Below are 18,274 nucleotides of genomic sequence, written 5' to 3' on the forward strand. Positions count from 1 at the left end.
ATCAAACACAGGATTTGAGTGATAGTCTGGCCTAAACATAAAAATAGTAATAGATAGCAAAAATGAAGGAACGTATTGTTTTTAGGCGGTAATCAGTCTTTCGTTTTACTACTTATTGTAATCGAGAATATAATTATAAGTAGCCCGAACATCATATAAATTGATAGATGCTCATTTAGAAGGATAGAGCCAAGTAACACGCCAATTATTGGAATAAAGTAATTTGAAAAGGATGCAAAAATCGGTCCTTCTTTATGAATTAAGATGTTATAAAGCCAGTAGACAACTCCCGTTTGAAACACACCTAAAATTATTAAGTCGAATACCGTGCCTACACTAAGTCTGTTTAGTATAGGATTTTCTATAATTAAAGCGAACGGGATTAAGATAATGGAAGCAATACACAGGATATTTCGCATCGACACAATTGTTGATTCAGATGGCAAATATTGCATGAGTACTAAAGCACTTGCATAACTAATTGCTGCGATTAAGAGGGCTATAAAACCCACTATACTATTTGAAAATAAATCATTCCCTAGGTTCGGTGCGAACACAAAGACAAGGCCAATAAAACCTATTAATACGGCTGCAAATTGTAATCGGCTAAGTGTTTTTCGAAAAATTAAACTCACGATAAGGATCGTCCATATAGGGGTAGTACCAATTAAAATGGAAGCGATGCTGCTAATTACTCTTTGCTGTCCCCAAGCAACTAAGAAGAATGGTATGACGGCCTCTAGTAATGCAATGCAAACATACAGGAAATATAATTTCCGAGCTGTAGGCAATTTTCCCTTCTTATGATTTGCACCTTTTAGGAACACAGCAACAATTGATAAGGTGAGAGCACCTATAGTTGAGCGAATTGCTGCCAGTGTAAGGGGGTCTACTTCGTCTAATACTTTTTCGGCAAAGTAAAACTGTGAACCCCAAATCAAGCTTATAAGAATTAAGAGCATATATTTTTTCATTGCTTGTTCCTTTCCGTTACGTAATCATTGAATAATTCCATTATAATAAGAACGTGTTATCAAGAATAATGTCTATTGTTGATATCGTTATCACTTTTTTTGATAAAGTGGGCTTTACTAACATGGATATAGAAAATATGAAGGCATTTGTAACAGTTGCTGAATTAGAAAGTATATCGGCTGCTGCAATTAAACAAAACCACCTTCAATCCAATATGACGTCTAAAATAAAGAAGATTGAAGCGCATTATAATCAAGTCCTTTTCAACAGAACATCAAAAGGGGTAACGCTAACAGAATCAGGACAAACATTATACAACCAATTCAAGCAGATACTTTTACTATGGGAAGAGACAGAACTGAAAATGGGCAGAACCGAGGAAAAGCTCCGTATAGGTACAATGATATCCATCGGAGGAGCATTGTTCTCAGACGCTTTGGAAACACTGTATAAATCTTATCCTAAACTCTCTGTGAGGTTTAAAACAGGTTCAACAGAGTATTTAGAGGAACAAGTTGTTCAGGGATATCTTGATTTTGCTTACACAATTGGAGCAATGCATAATAAGAGCGTCCAGTATCAAAAGGTTGGTTTAGAAGAAATGGTGATAATTGGGAAGAATATCACTGCAAATGTTAATTTTTATGATTATATATTCGGCAAGGATGTCATTACACTATCTAACGAATGCTTGTATTTTAATAGATTAGATCAACTATATACCGATTTTAATATTGAACAAGGAAAAGTTATAGAAGTAGCCGATTTCGACACGTTAGTTAAGTTCTCAACCATTGGCATGGGGATTGCTATTGTATCAAAGCACATTGTAGAACGTTTTGACGTTAAAAATTACTTAGAAGTCCCCGCTCCATACCAACACATCGACTTATATTTAGTCAGCAGACGAAATCATCAATTTTCATACTTAGAGGAGCAACTGATTGAACGAAGTAAATTAGGAAGCTCACAATAAAGTTGCTAAAACCATCACAGCGGAAATACCATAATTTTGAAGGATGCACTTTTGATAGTGTAGGTTCATAGAAGTCCTTCTATGGTTGGATCTTTGCATGATACCTAGGCCCAAGTATCCCTTTTCTACTAGAACTCTACTAAGTGTAGATATTATACTGTATAATTTAAATATTCAAAATTTAAAGGGGTGTACAAGGGTATGATGTCAAAGATGCGTTTGAAACAAATGCTATTTTTACTGGTCATTGCTGTCCTCGCCGTTTTTCCATTTCTTGATCAAGGTGGACAATCTGTTAAAGCAACCGATGAGATAACCGACATAGAATTTGCCGAAGCGAACTTGGAAGAAAAGTTGCGCCACATCCTAGATAATGAACAGTTGGACGGAGCAATAACAGGTGTAAACATCATGCAAGCTGAGACAGGAGAACAACTCTTTTCACAGGATGGAGATATTCGTTTACATCCAGCCTCCAATATGAAAATCCTTACAGCAGCTGCTGCTCTGGAAACATTGGGAAAAGATTATCAGTTTTCTACTGAAGTACTGACAAACGGAAAAAAACGCGGAAAAGTCCTACATGGAGACCTCTATCTGAAAGGGAAGGGAGATCCTACGCTCTTAAAAGTGGATTTTGTTCAATTTGCTAAAGAACTGAAAGCACAAGGGATTCAAAAGGTAAAAGGAGATCTAATTGGAGACGACACGTGGTATGACGATGTGCGGCTTTCCCAGGACTTAAACTGGTCGGACGAGCCTTTCTATACAGGAGCCCAAGTCTCTGCACTAACGCTCTCTCCAAATGAAGATTATGACGCAGGTACAGTTATTGTCCAAGTAAGCCCTGCCGATGAGCCCGGTGGAAAGGCGGAGATAAGCCTAAGCCCTGAAACAGATTATGTCACAATAGAAAACAAAACTAAGATGGTCCCTGCAGGTGAGAGTAAAGATATCTCCATCGAACGCGAGCATGGTACTAATAAGATTGTCGTAGAGGGAACGATGCCAGTGGATGGATCCAATTCACGCTCGTGGGCATCTGTCTGGGAACCCACAGGTTATGCTCTAGATGTGTTTAAGAAAGCATTGGAAGAAGAGAACATTCAATTTATAGGTAAATCTGAAGAAAAGACTGGCACGACTCCTGAAGATGCTCAGCTGCTTACATCCAAGCAGTCGATGCCACTTCATGAGCTGTTGATTCCATTTATGAAACTAAGCAACAACGGACATGGTGAGGTGCTTACGAAAGAAATGGGGAAAGTAGTCGCTGATGAAGGAAGCTGGGATGAAGGCTTGGACGTAATCGAAGACGTGGCAGCCCAGTTTGGAATGGATAAAGATACGATTCAATTACGCGATGGATCTGGCATGTCGCATAAGACGATGATACCAGCAAGTGATCTTGCCCAATTTTTATATGAAATTCAAGCAACAGATTGGTTCTCAGAATTTCAATATGCGCTCCCTATTGCTGGTGAATCAGATCGGTTTGTTGGTGGAACGTTGCGTAATCGGATGACAGAAGAACCTGCAAAAGGGAATGTCACGGCCAAAACGGGATCGCTAACAGGCGTGTCCACGCTTTCTGGCTATGTAACGTCAGCAGACGGAGAGGAGCTCATTTTCTCCATCCTAATTAACAACTATCTCGGATCAAGCTCCGGTGCCCGCGCCATAGAAGATGACATTGCAACTACCCTAGCTGAGCATCAATTTTCCGAATAAGTAAAGGTATCGAAAGCTGCCCTTCCGTATGGAGGGTAGCTTTTTAGCTTTTAGGGTGAATTTTTCTTGCAAACAGGGGGAAGTTGCACAAAACAAGGGAAAGTGAAACGACAAGGGGCAAAAGTGAATCGTCAGCGCCGAGAAGTGAATCAAGAGAAGCTAAAAGTGAATCATCAGCCCTCGCAAGTTAATCGAGCTAACACTTAAGCCCTCCAACTCTCACGCTCACTCTCCCAAAAGGAAAACAATTCTGTTAAAATAAAGAAAAAAGAGGTGGACCGATGCGACTTGATGAATCAACGGCTTATATAAAAAGCATGGAATTAAAAAGAGATCATATTCCAAGCTATAATCGCTTTCCCTTTGATCTTCCAGTTATTCGACATTTGGATAAGCTAACTTTCCATCCAAATGTGACCTATATTGTAGGAGAGAATGGGATGGGCAAGTCAACCCTATTAGAGGGGATTGCTGTTGCATTGGGCTTTAATCCAGAAGGTGGCACACGTAATTTTAATTTTTCCAGCTATGATTCCCATTCGGAGCTCGACTATTATTTGCGAGTGGCAAAGGGCCCATTACGTCCAAAGGATGGCTTCTTTTTTCGAGCGGAATCGTTTTACAATGTCGTCACAAATATTGAAGAAATAGGGGCTGTAGATTCTTATGGAGGAAAGTCGCTCCATGAGCAATCACATGGGGAATCCTTCTTTGCGGCTTTTCTCCACCGTTTCTCTGGTGAAGGGATTTACATATTGGACGAGCCTGAAGCTGCACTCTCGCCATTAAGGCAAATGTCCATGCTTGCACGAATTCATGAGCTTGTTAATGAAGGAGCGCAATTTATTATTTCGACCCACTCCCCCATTCTGATGGCTTATCCTGGTGCAAAACTAATCGAACTGACAGAGGATGGCATGCAGGAAACAGCGTTAGAGGAAACGGGCCACTACCGCACCATGAAGCAGTTTTTTGAAAATAAGGATAGGTTGCTGCATCATTTATTTGAATAACAATAAAGAATACCCTTATTTCTTACAATGTATAACGATATAATGGAGTTAAACGTGTACTATTTTCTGTCTAAAGTACAAGAACCCTTTTTCTAAAGAAAGAGTGACTCGTTTGGGGGGAGCACATGGATTGGAAGGTTATGTTAATCGTTCTGCTGTCTTATAGCCTTGGAAGCATAACGGGTGCTTTTTATATAGCGAAATGGATGATCGGAAAAGATATTCGCAAGCTTGGGAGCGGGAATGTTGGCGCAAGAAATGCAGGAAGACAGCTCGGGAAGAAAGGGTTTATGTATACCCTTCTTATTGATGTTGTAAAGGTGATGATCGCCCTTTCGATAACAACGGCTATATTCCCGGAACATGACATCATGCTATTGGTTAGCACTTTCTTCTTGTTGATTGGGCACATTTGGCCGGTACAGCTTGGCTTTAAAGGTGGAAAAGGAGTCGTTGTTTTTTTGGCCTCGACGTTGTATTGCCTTCCACTTGCGATTGCCGTGTTAGGAATATGTGTAGGCATAGGTTATCTACTTATCCGCAACTTTCAAATCATTGGGTTGATCTCGATGACTTCCATTCCTATTACAGCTTGGATATTGGAAGAAACTGATTTAGCTATTGGTCTATTACTATTATTAATCGTGGTCATCATCCCACACATTATAAAAAAATAATACCTACATGAATTGAGGAGGTTGCACATGGAACAACATACCTTAACATATAAAATAGCGTCAGAACCAGAAGAAATGGAGCAAATATATCAGCTAAACTATGAAACTTTTGTAGAAGAAATTCCGCAACATCAACAAAATCAAAGGCGTCGCTTAATCGACAAATTTGATAGGGAAAATACATATATTATTGCAAAGGATGAAGAGGAAGTAGTTGGGATGATTGCTGTTTGTGCTAATCGTCCATTTTCCTTAGATCATAAGTTAGAAAATCTAGATGATTATCTCCCGAAACACGCAACACCGTGTGAAGTGCGACTGCTTTCTGTAAAAAAAGAATATCGAAAAAGCATGGTGTTTTATCAATTGGTGGATTTGCTTGTTAGTTATTGTTTAGAAAAGAATTATAATATGGCGCTTATTTCAGGTACTGATCGACAAATCAAACTGTATAAAAGAATCGGATTTGAATCGTTCGGTCCAATGGTAGGAACGGAAGGTGCAATGTATCAACCTATGTACTTAACCAAAGAGAAATTTGCCACCACTTCAAGAGCCTTTACTAAAATGATGTTACAAAAAAAGAAACCAACCAAGCCAATCAATTTTCTACCGGGCCCTGTGGCAATAAATAAAGAGGTGGAACGAGCATTCAAGAATACAGCTATTTCTCATCGTTCAAAAGCCTTTATTGATGAGATGAAGGCCGTTCAGTCAAAGCTTTGCGAACTGGTAAATGCCAACAATGCCCAAATCGTCGTTGGGACAGGTACACTTGCAAATGATGTAGTGGCTGCCCAAATGAAGAAACTACCTGGAAAAGGTTTAATCATTGCCAATGGTGAGTTTGGGTATCGGTTAATCGACCATGCAGAAAGGCTTGGTTTACATTACGTTAAATTGGAAAAACAGTGGAACGAGAAAGTAACAATAAAAGAGATTGAGCGTTACCTAAAAACGCATCGTGAAATATGTTGGATCTGGACAGTACATTGCGAGACATCAACAGGCTATCTTTATGATCTGGATAAAATCTCCCAATTAGCAATAGATTACGATGTGAAATTATGTGTGGATGCATGCAGTTCAGTTGGAGTTGTTCCCGTTAATTTAAAAGATGTTTATTTAGCTAGTACGGTAAGTGGCAAAGGACTGGGTGCTTATCCAGGATTAGGCATTGTTTTTCACCAAGAGCTAATTGAACCTAGTAATTCTATACCAAGATATTTGGATTTAGGGCAGTACACAAAAACGGATAGCGTTCCATATACGCATTCATCAAACCTTATTTTGGCACTAAGTGAAGCCGTGAAAAGGGTGAGTTTAGAGGGGAAGCAAACGTTAGCAAATGATGTCAGGAGCATGCTAACAGAAGCAGGCTTTGACTATTTAGGAATGGAGGATTACTCACCTGGCATTATAACCCTTCCGCTTCCAAGTAGTGTTTCCTCTAAATCCATAGGAGATCGGTTGAAGGATAAAGGAGTCATCGTCAGCTATGAAAGTGATTACTTGTTGAAACGGAATTGGATCCAATTTGCCTTAATGGGAGATCATTCATTGGTGGAGTTTGCAGAAGCACTTGCTATATTAAAGCAAATTATAAACAGTAAGGTTGCGTTCGTTTAATGATGTCACGGTATAAAAGGTTAGCAAATACGTCAGGAACACAACTCACCTTATTGGTAACAGGCATTCTTTGGTTAAAGACAGTGGTCACATGCTTTGTCGGCTTTAATCTAAGTATGCATTCTTTTTTTGATATTATCTTAACACTAACAAGTTCGATAGGTTCCCTCTTACTCATTATGGGTTTTAGTTTCTATTTTGGTAAAAAGGTAAATAGATTTATACTGTTTGGCCTCCTCGTAATCGGGACAGGTATTCTCTACGGGGATCTGCTATATTATCGTTTTTATACAGATTTTGTTACGATACCAATTCTTTTTCAGTTTGATAATGTTGGTGGCTTGAGTGCCAGTACAGTTGAATTAATGAGTCCATGGGATATTTTTATGTTTATCGATCTATTTATAGTAGGATGGCTTCTTTTCAAAACCAAATCGAACCTTACTGTGTCAAAACAAAGGAAGAGGCGCTATATCCTAGTTGGCTCAACACTTGTCGTGATGACAATTTGTTTAGGATTGGTTAAATCAGTCCATCTTTTCTCCGAATCGTATGACAGAGAGCAGATGGTGAAGACATTGGGACCACTAAACTACCATGTATACGATATAGCTTTAGGGGTAAAAGCTCCTCTACAGCGGGTAGTTGCTAATGAGACAGATGCCGTTACATCACAAAAGTATTTACAGCAAATTGATTCCAAACCTACGGATCTATTCGGCATAGCAGAGGGAAAAAACGTTGTCTTCATCACGTTAGAATCGACCCAAGATTTTGTTATAAATCAAAAAGTAAATGGAGAAGAAGTGACACCATTTCTAAATGATCTTATTAAAGATAGTTTCTATTTTAACCAAATCTATGATCAAACTGCACAGGGAAAAACATCCGATGCTGAATTTATCGTGGATACGGGCCTCTATCCCTTAGCAAGTGGCTCTGCATTTGTAAGAAGACCAGAAAATACGTATTTGAGTCTCCAGCATATATTAAAACAGAACAATGACTATTATGCAGCCACATTTCACGGGAATGATCGGACATTTTGGAATCGGGATCAAATGTATGAAGCACTCGGTTATGATACGTATTTTTCGAAAAAAGATTATAACGTAACAGAGGAAAACTCCATTAATTATGGGATTAAAGATATTCCGTTTTTTAATCAATCCGTTGATCATTTAGAGGAAATACCAGAGCCTTATTATGCTAAATTCCTTACGTTAACGAATCACTTCCCTTTCTTGTTAGAGGAAGAGGATACATTTATTGATGAAGCGGATACCGAAGTGGGCGTCGTAAATCGTTATGTTACGACAGTGCGTTATTTAGATAAATCTATTGAAACATTTTTTGAAAAGCTAAAGGAGAAAGGTATGTACGAGGATACCGTCTTCATCCTAGTTGGGGATCATTATGGTATTTCTAAAAAATATGAACAAGGTTTGAGTGAATTATTAGATGAAGAGCCTAATATTGTTAACCATATGAACTATCAACAAGTTCCATTAATTATCCATGTCCCAGGACAAGAGGGGCAAACAATTGAGACACAAGGTGGACAAATTGATATTCGGCCAACGCTTCTTCACCTTCTAGGCTTAGAGACAGATGATCTCTATTCTTTCGGGCGTAATCTCTTCACAAGAGATAATGATCATCCTGTCATTTTCCGAGATGGTAGTTTTATATCAGAGGAGTACATTTATAAGGATAATGTTTGTTATGGAAAAGAAAACGGAAAGGAAATAGACGACCAGTATTGTGAACCAGATTCAGAAATAGTGAGACAAGAGTTGGAGCTATCAGATAACATCATTTTTGGTGATTTATTAAGGTTCCTTGTTGAGTAATTTTTATGGCAGTTAGTTTTTAGTGGGAGTAAACGGACGCTAACACCCCGATTCGTTCAACTAACAATCAGTGGGAGAAGAACGAAAACCCCCACTGATTGAAGTTTCACTTTATCATAATCCCGAAACTAATGAGTAGTTTATCCATGATACGACTTCTGAGTACATATAGGGAGGCTTTGCTATAGCCGATAGTCTGAGCTGTCTTTTCAATGGAATAGTTCCGAAAATATCTTAAGTTAATAAATTTCTGTTCAATTATATCTAAGTTTGAAATGGCATTTTCAATGGAATTTTCTATTAGGAGCGTTTCGTTTAATTTTTTGCGAATGATGATGATCTTTTCTTTTTCATCTGAGTTCATAGAGAGGTGGCTTTGGTTTTCATCTGGTGTAAGGTACTGAAGCTGTCTTTGTAGATTATCATTCGCAACTTTAAATGTTGTGTAATGCTTTAAATAGTACTCTATTAATTTTATTTTATCTTTTTTTTCTTTCTTGGTGAGTTCCATCTGCAAACTGTACCCCTCCTAAAAATAGAACATACATTCTGTTTTTATTGTACCACTGCCTTGCGCTAATTAAAAGGATAATTTTTCCAATTCGGATGATTTAGAAAAATACTGTACTTTATCCGTAGAATAGGTTGAGCTTTATTGTAGCAACTTTTAATTAGATTAAGACTTCTTGCTTCATATAATCCTTTAGCATTACTAGTAAGAAAATCTATAGGGAGGGTTCTTATGAACGAGAGTATGAGGAAGGCAGAAAAGGATGATATAAAGAAGCTAGAAACCCATTTAAAAAATTATACGACGTATAAAGCGGCGATAAGAATTATAAAGAAGCAATTAAATCACCTGGTTCCGGGTTTTGTTTCACGCTATGAAGTGGATGGTAAGGTTACGATAGAATCTTTAGGTGAAGAATTGGATAGTTTATCAAGTGTAAAAGTTCTGAAGTTATATGATGAATTGTTGCATTACCATATAATCGTTACATCTATTGATGAAGCGATCGCGGAATTGGACGAAACAGAATCTCAATTTGTAACATCTCGCTATCTAAAAGGGAAGACAATCGTGCAGACTTCTTTTGACTTGGGGTATAGTGAAAAATATGTCTTTAACATAAGAAAAGTAACGCTAAATAAATTGCTAATCTCCCTTAGATGTCTTATTTTTTTATAGAGAATTAAAAAGAAGCCACTATAAATGCCTTGGTCATATTAGATCTCAATTTATGATGAAGGCTTTTTACCGTGAACTACCTATATATTGATCAATAAAAATTTTAACAAAAAATGTAACTTTATTTGTTATGGGGCGACTAATTATGCAGGTAGATTCATTGGGATTTGAATTATTTTCTCGGTGTCACATCTACTTGCCAAAGTCCACTTGACTCTATAGTGTAGTGTGGTATCTTTTGATTGAAGAAAGGAATGATTTGATGAAAAGGTATACAAAGAAATATTATGGTAGTTTCCTTTTACTTTTGCTTGTTCTATTGCTTGCTGGATGTGGCGGAGGTTCAGATGAAGAATCAGAATCAGATTCAACAGAAAGTGACAATGCTTCACAATCTGAAGAGCAAACGAACGAGAAGGATGAAAATGAATCTGACGTTGAGGAAGAATCAGAAACGGCTACTACAGAAGCGGACGACGATTCTAATGATACTTCTTCAGAGGAAACCGGAAACCAAGACGAAGAAAGTAATTCTGAAGACAAAGAAGATAAGGATAAGTCACTTTCGGATTATTCTTCAGAGGAAATTGAATATGCGCGAGTTTGGCTAGAGCTTGGTCCTAACCAGGAGATCGATGAATTAAATGTTCGGCATATTGCTGCGGGAGAGCCAATTAATCCTAACGATGAAACCAGTGCGAATTATCCAGAAGATGTCATCCAGCTAGCAGGTTCACGCTTGGTTGATGGTTCCGTTACATATAGTGGTAATGGAGATGGCACAATTAATGTTTACAATGTTCCTCTACGTTGGGATAGCAGTGACGCGGAGGTAGATGAAGAGTTCATGAAAGAGTACACAGAGCGTCTAATCGAAGAAACAGAGCTAGTGAAAATTGATCCGGGCAATGAGGAAGAAATTATAAAGCTCATAGACATTATGAAAATTCACTAGAAAGAAATAAGGGGCGGTTCACTAATTTGTAAGCCGCCCCTTGCTGTTATTTCGGATCAGTTTCTTTTCGATTAGAATACTTGAAGGCAGCGGTTATAATACATTCTTCGATCCTCTAATCCATTGTAACCACCATTAACTCTTAACGTTACAGCCTCCACTGATGGATTCGTATCACAAAGTGCATTCATATTGTTTAAGTCCCACCAGAATCCGGCACTTGTCCATGGATAATTAGCAGCAACGTAATCAACACCTTGGTTTACAATTTCTGGATCACCAATGTCATTGGAAAATCGTGTGTAATTATAGCGACCTGTCAATTGAATATAACCTCCACCTTTAAATTTAGGGCCATCACCAGGTTGGGTGTTCCCTAAATCTGTTCGTCCTTCGTAATCCCAACCGGATGCTAGTTCTTTTGTCCATCGACCAGCTCCCGACTCATGGCTACATTGGCTAATAAAATGGCATAGTCGAGATCTTGTTGTAATATTATATCTTTCTAAGCATCTATTTAAATCCTCTAAAATGGCATTTGAAAGATAGGTGCTAGACCACCCAATTTGATTTAGCTGGCTTTCCGTTACATAGAGATCACCATCTCCTGGTGGCAAGCCACTGTCCCCGTTATCATAAACGAGCAGCTCTTGCCCAACCTGAATAAGGTCCGGGTTACTAATGTTGTTTAATGCCATAATTTCATCCAATGTCATTCCAAAGCGCTGTGCAATCCTTCCTAACACATCCCCTGGCTGTACAATATAAATGATCGTGTCAGGAGTAGACCCGCCATCGTCATTCCCATCACTATAAACGAGTAGCTCTTGTCCCACTTGAATGAGATCAGGATTGCTAATGTTGTTAAGTGACATAATCTCAGATAAAGTCATTCCAAACTGTTCTGCAATCCTTCCTAACACATCGCCTGGCTGGACGATATAAATGATCGTGTCAGGAGAAGAGCCACCATCGTCATTCCCATCACTATAAACGAGCAGTTCTTGTCCCACTTGAATAAGGTCCGGATTACTAATATTGTTAAGAGCCATAATCTCAGATAATGTCATTCCAAATTGTTCCGCAATCCTCCCCAATACGTCCCCTGGTTGTACCACATAAACGGTCGTGCCAGGATTTGATCCACCATTTCCATTACTATAAACGAGCAACTCTTGTCCCACTTGAATGAGATCAGGATTGCTAATGTTGTTAAGCGACATGATCTCAGATAACGTCATTCCAAATTGTTCTGCAATCCTTCCCAATACGTCTCCTGGTTGTACAATGTAAACCGTAGTACTTGCAACAGTTGTTGTCATTCTATTAACTCCTTCTTCTTAGTTTTTTATCTTCCTTGTCTACGTGCACGTAGAGGATGGTTCAATTAACCTTCATGAAGACTATGTACTTATCATAAATCTGGATAGCGTTTTATAACTGCCCGTTAAGTAAGGTAAATGTATTGTAAAACTATAGGATAAATGAGAAGGCTTTTACCAAGAAGGGGTAAACGGCTCGTAAAAGGGGGACCTACCACTAATTTGTAAATTAATGGATAAAAGATATATGTTCACCAATACTAGAGGTAATAAAAATATTATTTCTATTTAGTGGGGGTGAAGGATAATGAATGACGAACAACAACAGTTATTAACAGACTTGGAAAAAGAGCATACTGATATTACAAAAGGTTTTACAGACTATTGGCATCATCATTCTTCCTTTGATACGTGGCAATTTTGGTTACATGTTATGTTTTTATTAGTACCACTCGTAATACTTTACTTTAAAATAGATAGAAAAAAAGCCCTACTCCTTGGCTTTTTCGGTTTCAATGTTCATGTATGGTTTACTTACATAGATACATTTGGTGCAAAGTTAGGATTCTGGAGCTACCCTTTTCAACTTATGCCAACAATCACAGTTAGCTTGGGGTTAGATGTATCTTTTATACCCGTAATTTTTATACTCCTTTATCAGTGGGTATTAAACCATGACAAGAATTATTATTTGTATTTTATAGGATTGTGCTTGTTTATCTCATATATTTTAAAGCCTTTATTGAGTATGTTTGATTTGTTTATATTAGATAATGGGGCTAATTATTTCCATATACTAATAGGTTATTTAGTTATTATGTGTTTATCAAAATGGATTACAAATCTGTTTGTATACTTTGAAAAAGGATCTAAAGTGTAATACTTCCTTTTTTTTACTGAAGGGTTAGGTTTAATGTAAAAAAGAATTGTTGAAGTGGAATCCTTTTGCGTTTGAAGGAGAGCTTCAATTAGGGATACGACGTTCGGTGAGTAAGTTTATGCTACAATATATTTTGAATAGTAAGTACTTTGATTTGTGAAAGAAAAGTTGTGTTAGAGGAGGAATACATGACTACAAAATATGCTAATTGGGGAGAAATGCAAGTAAAATTAACTTGGAACCGTAATACCAAACAGCTCCCACCAAGTGAACAAATAACTAGTGTTCATGGGTTTTGTTTTATGGATGATAAATTGGTATTAATTAATTTAAGACATAGAGGTTGGGATTTCCCGGGAGGTCATATTGAAGAGGTAGAGACTCCTGAGGAATGTTTAAAGCGTGAAGCATATGAAGAAGCGTATATAACAGGGAGTTGTTCTCTTTTAGGTTATATAGTGGTTGATCATAATGAAAATCCAAACTGGGATGAGAATAGCCCGTACCCTTTAATTGGATATCAAGTCTTTTATCGTTTGGATATTGACCAATTACATGAATTCAAAGCACAGTATGAATCAAAAGAAAGAGTTCTAATAAATCCAGAAAACATAACTAGATATCATCATGGCTGGGATGATTTATACCAAGAAATACTTAATTATGCTTTGCAGATATAGTTTACGTTAAATCCGAACCGTGATCCTTTGGAATAGTAATCAACTCGTAAATAAGAACTTAAAAAGTTAAATAAGAAGAAAATTCATATACATATGCGGTAGAAAAAGGAGATTTAAATGGTTCACATAATTTTAACTATAATATTAATAATCGCTCTTATCTTTTCTGTTTATGTTGTCATCCAAAAGAGAAAAAAGTCTGGTATAACAGGGATAAAAAGTGCTATCCCCTCAATTTGTTTTTTCCTTATCGCGATAACCCACCTCTTAGCTTATTGGTTTCATTTTGCTGGGATATTGAGTTGGTCAATGACGATTGTCTTGTTGATGATAGGTGCCTATTTCATAAGATATATGCCAGAATACGTAAAATCTTCTACCTAAAAGTAGCACCCCAAGATGGATGCTACCTACAAATTAAATCTGCTAAAACGTAATCTACGCTGATTCAGATACGGAAGGCTTTTCTTTATCAACACTTTTCTTTGGCATGAATAATGTTAAAACAAGTGCGATGACTGCTAATATCATCATAAAGTAGTAAGCATCACCAGAACCTAGTATAGAAGATAGACTTTCAATTTTTTGCGATGAAGCAGTTGGATCCTCCTTCATGATTTCTGATGTATGATTCGTAACTTGAGCTGTATAAATGGTTACCACTACGGCGGTTCCGATTGCACCTGCAAGTTGACGTACAGTATTAACAACTGCAGATCCATGTGATCCTAATTGTTTAGGTAATGCGTTTAATGCAGATGTATTGAGGGGCATCGTAATGAAGCTTAGCCCAATACGCAAAATGATAGTACGAATCATTAAATACATGAAAGAGGTCGAAGCTGTTAAATCGGTTACAGCCCACATCGAAGGGATCATAAGTAAAAGCCCAATAATAAATAATGGTTTTGCACCAACTCTGTCATATAACTTACCAGTAATTGGAGACAATAGTGCATTGATGACTGCACCGGGTAATAATAAAAGACCTGCCTCAAATGCTGTAAACCCCCTACCCGTTTGCAGGTAAATAGGTAATAGGATTAAATCCGCATACATGATCATGGTTACGAACACATTGAGTAATGAGGTTAGAGTAAACACCTTATACTTGAATACGGATAAATTTAATACGGGATCCTTTGATTTTATTTGGCGTATACAGAAGAATACCGTAAAGCCTAACCCAACGATTAATGAAAAAATAACAATCGAGGAGTCCCAACCTTTATTACCAGCATTACTGAATCCATATAAAATAAATCCAAAACCAATGGTTGATAAAATTACACTGACGATATCCAGTTTTGATTTAGCTGTTTCGGATACATTCACTAAGAACTTTAATGCTAATAAAATCACAATGAGTATAAGGGGTACTAATCCAATAAATAACCAGCGCCAAGATACATAATCAATAATAAACCCTGCTAAAGTCGGGGCAATGGCAGGGGCAAATATCATTGCAAACCCAATGGAGCCCATAGCGCTTCCTCTCTTTTCAGGAGGGTAAATAGACAGAACCACACTCATCATAAGAGGAATGATAATCCCTGCTCCAACGGCTTGAATCATTCGTCCAATTAATAAAAATGCAAAGTTAGGAGCTATTGCACAAATAATAGTACCCAATAGTAAAAAGAGCATGGAGCTAGTAAATAATTGTCTCGTCGTAAAACGTTTCATTAAAAATGCTGTTACGGGAATTAACACACCGTTTACAAGCAGAAAGCCTGTTGAAAGCCATTGAACTGTGGCGGCTGTTACATGAAATATATCCATTAAGTTACTTAGTGCCACATTCAATAATGTTTGGTTCAATACTGATAGGAAACAACCTGATATCAATACAAATAATAATATCCCTTTTTTAATTTCTCTTCTTTCATTTTCCATAAGTAAAACTCCTTGATGATTGCTTGTCTTTTAATTTTTTTCACTTGTTTTAAGTCTTTTAAAATAGAACCTTTCCCACAGATTGTTATATACTTAGGTTCAAAATTTTGGTCTACGTTAACCTCTATATGACTTCGTGGCAAATCACGTCCATGTCCCATCGAAACTTTGACCTGTTATTTTCTTCCGAGATATCGTCCAATTGTTTTAGTTTTTGCTGGTGATTCGACGTTTACTAAAAACGCCTGCCATTCCCTGAACCCCCTTAATGAACGAAAAAACCTTTATTGATTACATTTGCTTTATCAACACAGTGTAGATAAAATACATCATAACAAACAATATACCGTCCTGACCATGAACAGTTTTATAGTGATTGTTCACTAATCGACACAGGAAATATATAATGTTTAGAAAGTTAAACAATAAACAATAAAGGAGTTTAAAATGTCTATACAAAAAAAAGAAGACCCTCGAACCATTCGAACAAGAGAAATGTTTAAAAATGCTGTTTTTTCTCTTCTAAGCGAGGAATCCACTATTTCAAATCTAACGGTTCAAAAAGTCGCAGCCAAAGCAGGGTTAAATAGGACAACGTTTTATTTACATTACCAGGATATTCATGATTTGCTAACACAAATCAATGATGAGATTTTAAACGAGCTTTCAGAGAAGATTATTGCTTTAACTCATGCAAAAGATTTATCTAAAAAACAGCAGCTAACACAATTACTAGATTATTTATATATCCAAAGAAATCATTTATTTACTTTATTTAATATAAGTCAGTTTGAGGATCAGTTGTTTTTGTTTCTAGAGGAGTTAGTAGAAACAAGAAGGAAGAATACCAAGGCGGACCTACCTACTAATTATGTCGCTATTGATATTAAAACAGCTTCTTTGGTAGGTATTATCATGTGGTGGATTAAGAAGGGGATGCATTTTAGTTCAGATTATATTGCGGATCAGATTTATTTAATGTATACAGGATAAAGGTCTTTAAATCTAAATCGTTCTTCATTTAATAGATAACAGTGATCCGCTAATAAACTAGTGAAAAGCGGACAAAAAAGTAGCACCCAAGATGGATGCTACCCGCAAAGACTTATTAGTATCGTACGGAATCTAACACATTAATCATTCCATAACGGACATAATAGCCGGTGCCACTAACACTGTCGGCCGTATTTTGTATAGCTGCGCGTACCTGGGCATTGCTCTTCCCTTGACCAGTTAATAAGGCCGCTTGACCAGCAACATAAGGAGAGGCCATGGAAGTTCCTGACATATAGGTATAGCTATTCCCTGGATAGGTGGAAGCAATATCGACTCCTGGAGCAGACACATCTACCCACGTTCCATAGTTAGAGAAGCTTGCTTTATTATTATTCCGATCAACAGCGCCAACTGCAATTGCATTTGCATAGGATGCTGGCTGGAATTGTTGGGATGTACCGTCATTTCCTGCAGCAGCTACCACAACGGAACCATTATTCCATGCATAGTTAACAGCGGACTCTAACGTTTGCGTGTCACATGCACAGCCTAAAGAGAGATTTATTACCTCTGCTCCATTGTCCGCAGCATAACGTATGCCATTGGCTATGTTGGAAAGTGAGCCACTTCCGTTTGCATCTAGTACACGAACAGCTAATATTGTGGTATTCGGTGCCATGCCAGCAATACCGGTACCATTATTTGTTTCTGCTGCTGCAATTCCTGCAACATGGGTGCCATGACCATTCGCGTCGAAGGGAGTATAGTCACGGTCCACAAAGTCATACCCCAGGTTCGTTTTTCCGTCTAAATCGGGATGATTATAGTCTACCCCAGTATCAAGAACAGCAACTTCTTGGGAGGAGCTTCCCCTTGCATAATCCCAGCCTTGATTTGCAGATGTATTAAATAACCCATATTGATACGATGTGCTGAAGTACGTATCGTTGGGACTCCAGGTTGCTTTTAATACGTAATTCGGTTCGGCGTATTCCACATTCGAATTCTTACTTAATGTTTTTACAACACTATCCACATCGCTCACTTCTAACACGATAAACGGCGACTTCACGACATTGGGACTTGGTTGAACCTTAGCATTTAATTCGTTTAAAATCTGTTCTTGACTGTTTAATGAAACGCTATCCTTAAATTTAACAATAACTTCTCCTTTAACATAGGCATCCTTTTCAATGCCTACATTAACAGAAACCTTCTCCCCATCTAATGGCTGATTCTCCTCGGCAAAACCAACTAAAGGAAAAGCCACCACCAAAAGCAAGAACACCAAAAAACTAAAGCCCTTCATTTTCATCTACTTTCCTCCCTTTTTTTTGACTACAAAAAACTATATGGCTAGGAGGATACCTTCATGTGTATATCCAAGCTGTTGGCATGTTGGGAAAAATCGAAGAGAGGGACAAATAAATTGCGTTCCCTTTAGACCTATTTTTTCCTGAAAATGGAATACTTCAGCTAAAATTAACGAAAGGACAGCGTTT

At 37.6% G+C, this 18,274-nt stretch carries 17 protein-coding genes and 1 pseudogene; 12 read left to right on the forward strand and 6 right to left on the reverse strand.

Translation table 11 applies throughout. From position 1 onward, the window contains the following. Window positions 1–92 precede the first annotated feature (92 nt). Window positions 93–974: a DMT family transporter gene (locus AC6CHS_RS05775; protein WP_498234775.1), complete on the reverse strand. Its 882-nt coding sequence runs from the start codon at window positions 972–974 to the stop codon at window positions 93–95. Between the two features lie 122 nt (window positions 975–1,096). Here AC6CHS_RS05775 and AC6CHS_RS05780 point away from each other — a divergent pair, with 122 nt between their 5' ends. The 6 genes from AC6CHS_RS05780 to AC6CHS_RS05805 all read left to right on the forward strand — a co-directional run bounded on the left by AC6CHS_RS05780 (window position 1,097) and on the right by AC6CHS_RS05805 (window position 8,854). Further along, window positions 1,097–1,951 carry a LysR family transcriptional regulator gene (locus tag AC6CHS_RS05780; RefSeq protein WP_498234776.1) on the forward strand — a complete coding sequence of 285 codons (855 nt, stop codon included), beginning with the start codon at window positions 1,097–1,099 and terminating at the stop codon, window positions 1,949–1,951. A gap of 201 nt (window positions 1,952–2,152) precedes the next feature. Continuing rightward, window positions 2,153–3,682, forward strand: coding sequence for a D-alanyl-D-alanine carboxypeptidase/D-alanyl-D-alanine endopeptidase (dacB, locus tag AC6CHS_RS05785; RefSeq protein WP_498234778.1), 1,530 nt, complete (start codon window positions 2,153–2,155; stop codon window positions 3,680–3,682). A gap of 281 nt (window positions 3,683–3,963) precedes the next feature. After that, complete coding sequence (locus AC6CHS_RS05790; RefSeq protein WP_498234780.1) at window positions 3,964–4,695, forward strand: AAA family ATPase; 732 nt, start codon at window positions 3,964–3,966, stop codon at window positions 4,693–4,695. A 125-nt stretch (window positions 4,696–4,820) separates the two neighbouring features. After that, window positions 4,821–5,372, forward strand: a complete 552-nt coding sequence (locus AC6CHS_RS05795; RefSeq protein WP_498234782.1) for a glycerol-3-phosphate acyltransferase — start codon at window positions 4,821–4,823, stop codon at window positions 5,370–5,372. A gap of 27 nt (window positions 5,373–5,399) precedes the next feature. Next, a complete protein-coding gene (locus AC6CHS_RS05800) occupies window positions 5,400–7,001 on the forward strand; it encodes an aminotransferase class V-fold PLP-dependent enzyme (RefSeq protein WP_498234784.1) in 1,602 nt (533 codons plus the stop codon). A 2-nt stretch (window positions 7,002–7,003) separates the two neighbouring features. After that, the gene (locus AC6CHS_RS05805) at window positions 7,004–8,854 is read left to right on the forward strand and encodes an LTA synthase family protein (protein ID WP_498234786.1); all 1,851 of its coding nucleotides are present in this window, start codon (window positions 7,004–7,006) and stop codon (window positions 8,852–8,854) included. A gap of 106 nt (window positions 8,855–8,960) precedes the next feature. Here the strand turns inward: AC6CHS_RS05805 and AC6CHS_RS05810 are convergent, their stop codons facing one another. Next, window positions 8,961–9,371: a hypothetical protein gene (locus AC6CHS_RS05810; protein WP_498234788.1), complete on the reverse strand. Its 411-nt coding sequence runs from the start codon at window positions 9,369–9,371 to the stop codon at window positions 8,961–8,963. A 225-nt stretch (window positions 9,372–9,596) separates the two neighbouring features. On the opposite strand from AC6CHS_RS05810, the gene AC6CHS_RS05815 reads away from it, so the two are divergent. Both AC6CHS_RS05815 and AC6CHS_RS05820 read left to right on the forward strand, forming a co-directional pair. Continuing rightward, a complete protein-coding gene (locus tag AC6CHS_RS05815; protein WP_498234790.1) occupies window positions 9,597–10,043 on the forward strand; it encodes a hypothetical protein in 447 nt (148 codons plus the stop codon). Between the two features lie 262 nt (window positions 10,044–10,305). Next, window positions 10,306–10,998 (forward strand): YdeJ family lipoprotein, encoded by a 693-nt coding sequence (locus AC6CHS_RS05820; RefSeq protein ID WP_498234792.1) that lies wholly within the window; start codon window positions 10,306–10,308, stop codon window positions 10,996–10,998. 71 nt (window positions 10,999–11,069) lie between these two features. Here the strand turns inward: AC6CHS_RS05820 and AC6CHS_RS05825 are convergent, their stop codons facing one another. Next, entirely contained in the window at window positions 11,070–12,320 is a 1,251-nt protein-coding gene (locus AC6CHS_RS05825; RefSeq protein WP_498234794.1) for a LysM peptidoglycan-binding domain-containing protein, read from the reverse strand. A 307-nt stretch (window positions 12,321–12,627) separates the two neighbouring features. Between AC6CHS_RS05825 and AC6CHS_RS05830 the strand changes: the two genes are divergently transcribed. The 3 genes from AC6CHS_RS05830 to AC6CHS_RS05840 all read left to right on the forward strand — a co-directional run bounded on the left by AC6CHS_RS05830 (window position 12,628) and on the right by AC6CHS_RS05840 (window position 14,264). Then, entirely contained in the window at window positions 12,628–13,200 is a 573-nt protein-coding gene (locus AC6CHS_RS05830) for a CBO0543 family protein (RefSeq protein WP_498234796.1), read from the forward strand. 188 nt (window positions 13,201–13,388) lie between these two features. After that, complete coding sequence (locus AC6CHS_RS05835; protein WP_498234798.1) at window positions 13,389–13,880, forward strand: NUDIX hydrolase; 492 nt, start codon at window positions 13,389–13,391, stop codon at window positions 13,878–13,880. Window positions 13,881–13,997: 117 nt separating this feature from the next. Beyond that, window positions 13,998–14,264 carry a hypothetical protein gene (locus tag AC6CHS_RS05840; RefSeq protein WP_498234800.1) on the forward strand — a complete coding sequence of 89 codons (267 nt, stop codon included), beginning with the start codon at window positions 13,998–14,000 and terminating at the stop codon, window positions 14,262–14,264. Between the two features lie 54 nt (window positions 14,265–14,318). Here the strand turns inward: AC6CHS_RS05840 and AC6CHS_RS05845 are convergent, their stop codons facing one another. Together AC6CHS_RS05845 and AC6CHS_RS05850 are read right to left on the reverse strand one after the other, a co-directional pair. Continuing rightward, entirely contained in the window at window positions 14,319–15,776 is a 1,458-nt protein-coding gene (locus tag AC6CHS_RS05845; RefSeq protein WP_498234801.1) for a DHA2 family efflux MFS transporter permease subunit, read from the reverse strand. A gap of 35 nt (window positions 15,777–15,811) precedes the next feature. Next, window positions 15,812–15,979, reverse strand: a pseudogene (locus AC6CHS_RS05850) (hypothetical protein); the annotation flags it as partial. A gap of 244 nt (window positions 15,980–16,223) precedes the next feature. Between AC6CHS_RS05850 and AC6CHS_RS05855 the strand changes: the two are divergent. Then, the gene (locus AC6CHS_RS05855) at window positions 16,224–16,769 is read left to right on the forward strand and encodes a TetR/AcrR family transcriptional regulator (protein ID WP_498234802.1); all 546 of its coding nucleotides are present in this window, start codon (window positions 16,224–16,226) and stop codon (window positions 16,767–16,769) included. A 115-nt stretch (window positions 16,770–16,884) separates the two neighbouring features. Here the strand turns inward: AC6CHS_RS05855 and AC6CHS_RS05860 are convergent, their stop codons facing one another. Further along, the gene (locus tag AC6CHS_RS05860; protein WP_498234803.1) at window positions 16,885–18,087 is read right to left on the reverse strand and encodes a S8 family peptidase; all 1,203 of its coding nucleotides are present in this window, start codon (window positions 18,085–18,087) and stop codon (window positions 16,885–16,887) included. Window positions 18,088–18,274: the final 187 nt, after the last annotated feature.

The sequence above is a fragment of the Oceanobacillus sp. GQ8 genome, from assembly GCF_059758495.1.

Coding starts and splice junctions, on each gene's coding strand:
- AC6CHS_RS05775 (WP_498234775.1), bottom strand. CDS start 974: ATGAAAAAATATATGCTCTTAATTCTTATAAGCTTGATTTGGGGTTCA.
- AC6CHS_RS05780 (WP_498234776.1), top strand. CDS start 1,097: ATGGATATAGAAAATATGAAGGCATTTGTAACAGTTGCTGAATTAGAA.
- dacB (WP_498234778.1), top strand. CDS start 2,153: ATGATGTCAAAGATGCGTTTGAAACAAATGCTATTTTTACTGGTCATT.
- AC6CHS_RS05790 (WP_498234780.1), top strand. CDS start 3,964: ATGCGACTTGATGAATCAACGGCTTATATAAAAAGCATGGAATTAAAA.
- AC6CHS_RS05795 (WP_498234782.1), top strand. CDS start 4,821: ATGGATTGGAAGGTTATGTTAATCGTTCTGCTGTCTTATAGCCTTGGA.
- AC6CHS_RS05800 (WP_498234784.1), top strand. CDS start 5,400: ATGGAACAACATACCTTAACATATAAAATAGCGTCAGAACCAGAAGAA.
- AC6CHS_RS05805 (WP_498234786.1), top strand. CDS start 7,004: ATGTCACGGTATAAAAGGTTAGCAAATACGTCAGGAACACAACTCACC.
- AC6CHS_RS05815 (WP_498234790.1), top strand. CDS start 9,597: ATGAACGAGAGTATGAGGAAGGCAGAAAAGGATGATATAAAGAAGCTA.
- AC6CHS_RS05820 (WP_498234792.1), top strand. CDS start 10,306: ATGAAAAGGTATACAAAGAAATATTATGGTAGTTTCCTTTTACTTTTG.
- AC6CHS_RS05825 (WP_498234794.1), bottom strand. CDS start 12,320: ATGACAACAACTGTTGCAAGTACTACGGTTTACATTGTACAACCAGGA.
- AC6CHS_RS05830 (WP_498234796.1), top strand. CDS start 12,628: ATGAATGACGAACAACAACAGTTATTAACAGACTTGGAAAAAGAGCAT.
- AC6CHS_RS05835 (WP_498234798.1), top strand. CDS start 13,389: ATGACTACAAAATATGCTAATTGGGGAGAAATGCAAGTAAAATTAACT.
- AC6CHS_RS05840 (WP_498234800.1), top strand. CDS start 13,998: ATGGTTCACATAATTTTAACTATAATATTAATAATCGCTCTTATCTTT.
- AC6CHS_RS05845 (WP_498234801.1), bottom strand. CDS start 15,776: ATGGAAAATGAAAGAAGAGAAATTAAAAAAGGGATATTATTATTTGTA.
- AC6CHS_RS05855 (WP_498234802.1), top strand. CDS start 16,224: ATGTCTATACAAAAAAAAGAAGACCCTCGAACCATTCGAACAAGAGAA.
- AC6CHS_RS05860 (WP_498234803.1), bottom strand. CDS start 18,087: ATGAAAATGAAGGGCTTTAGTTTTTTGGTGTTCTTGCTTTTGGTGGTG.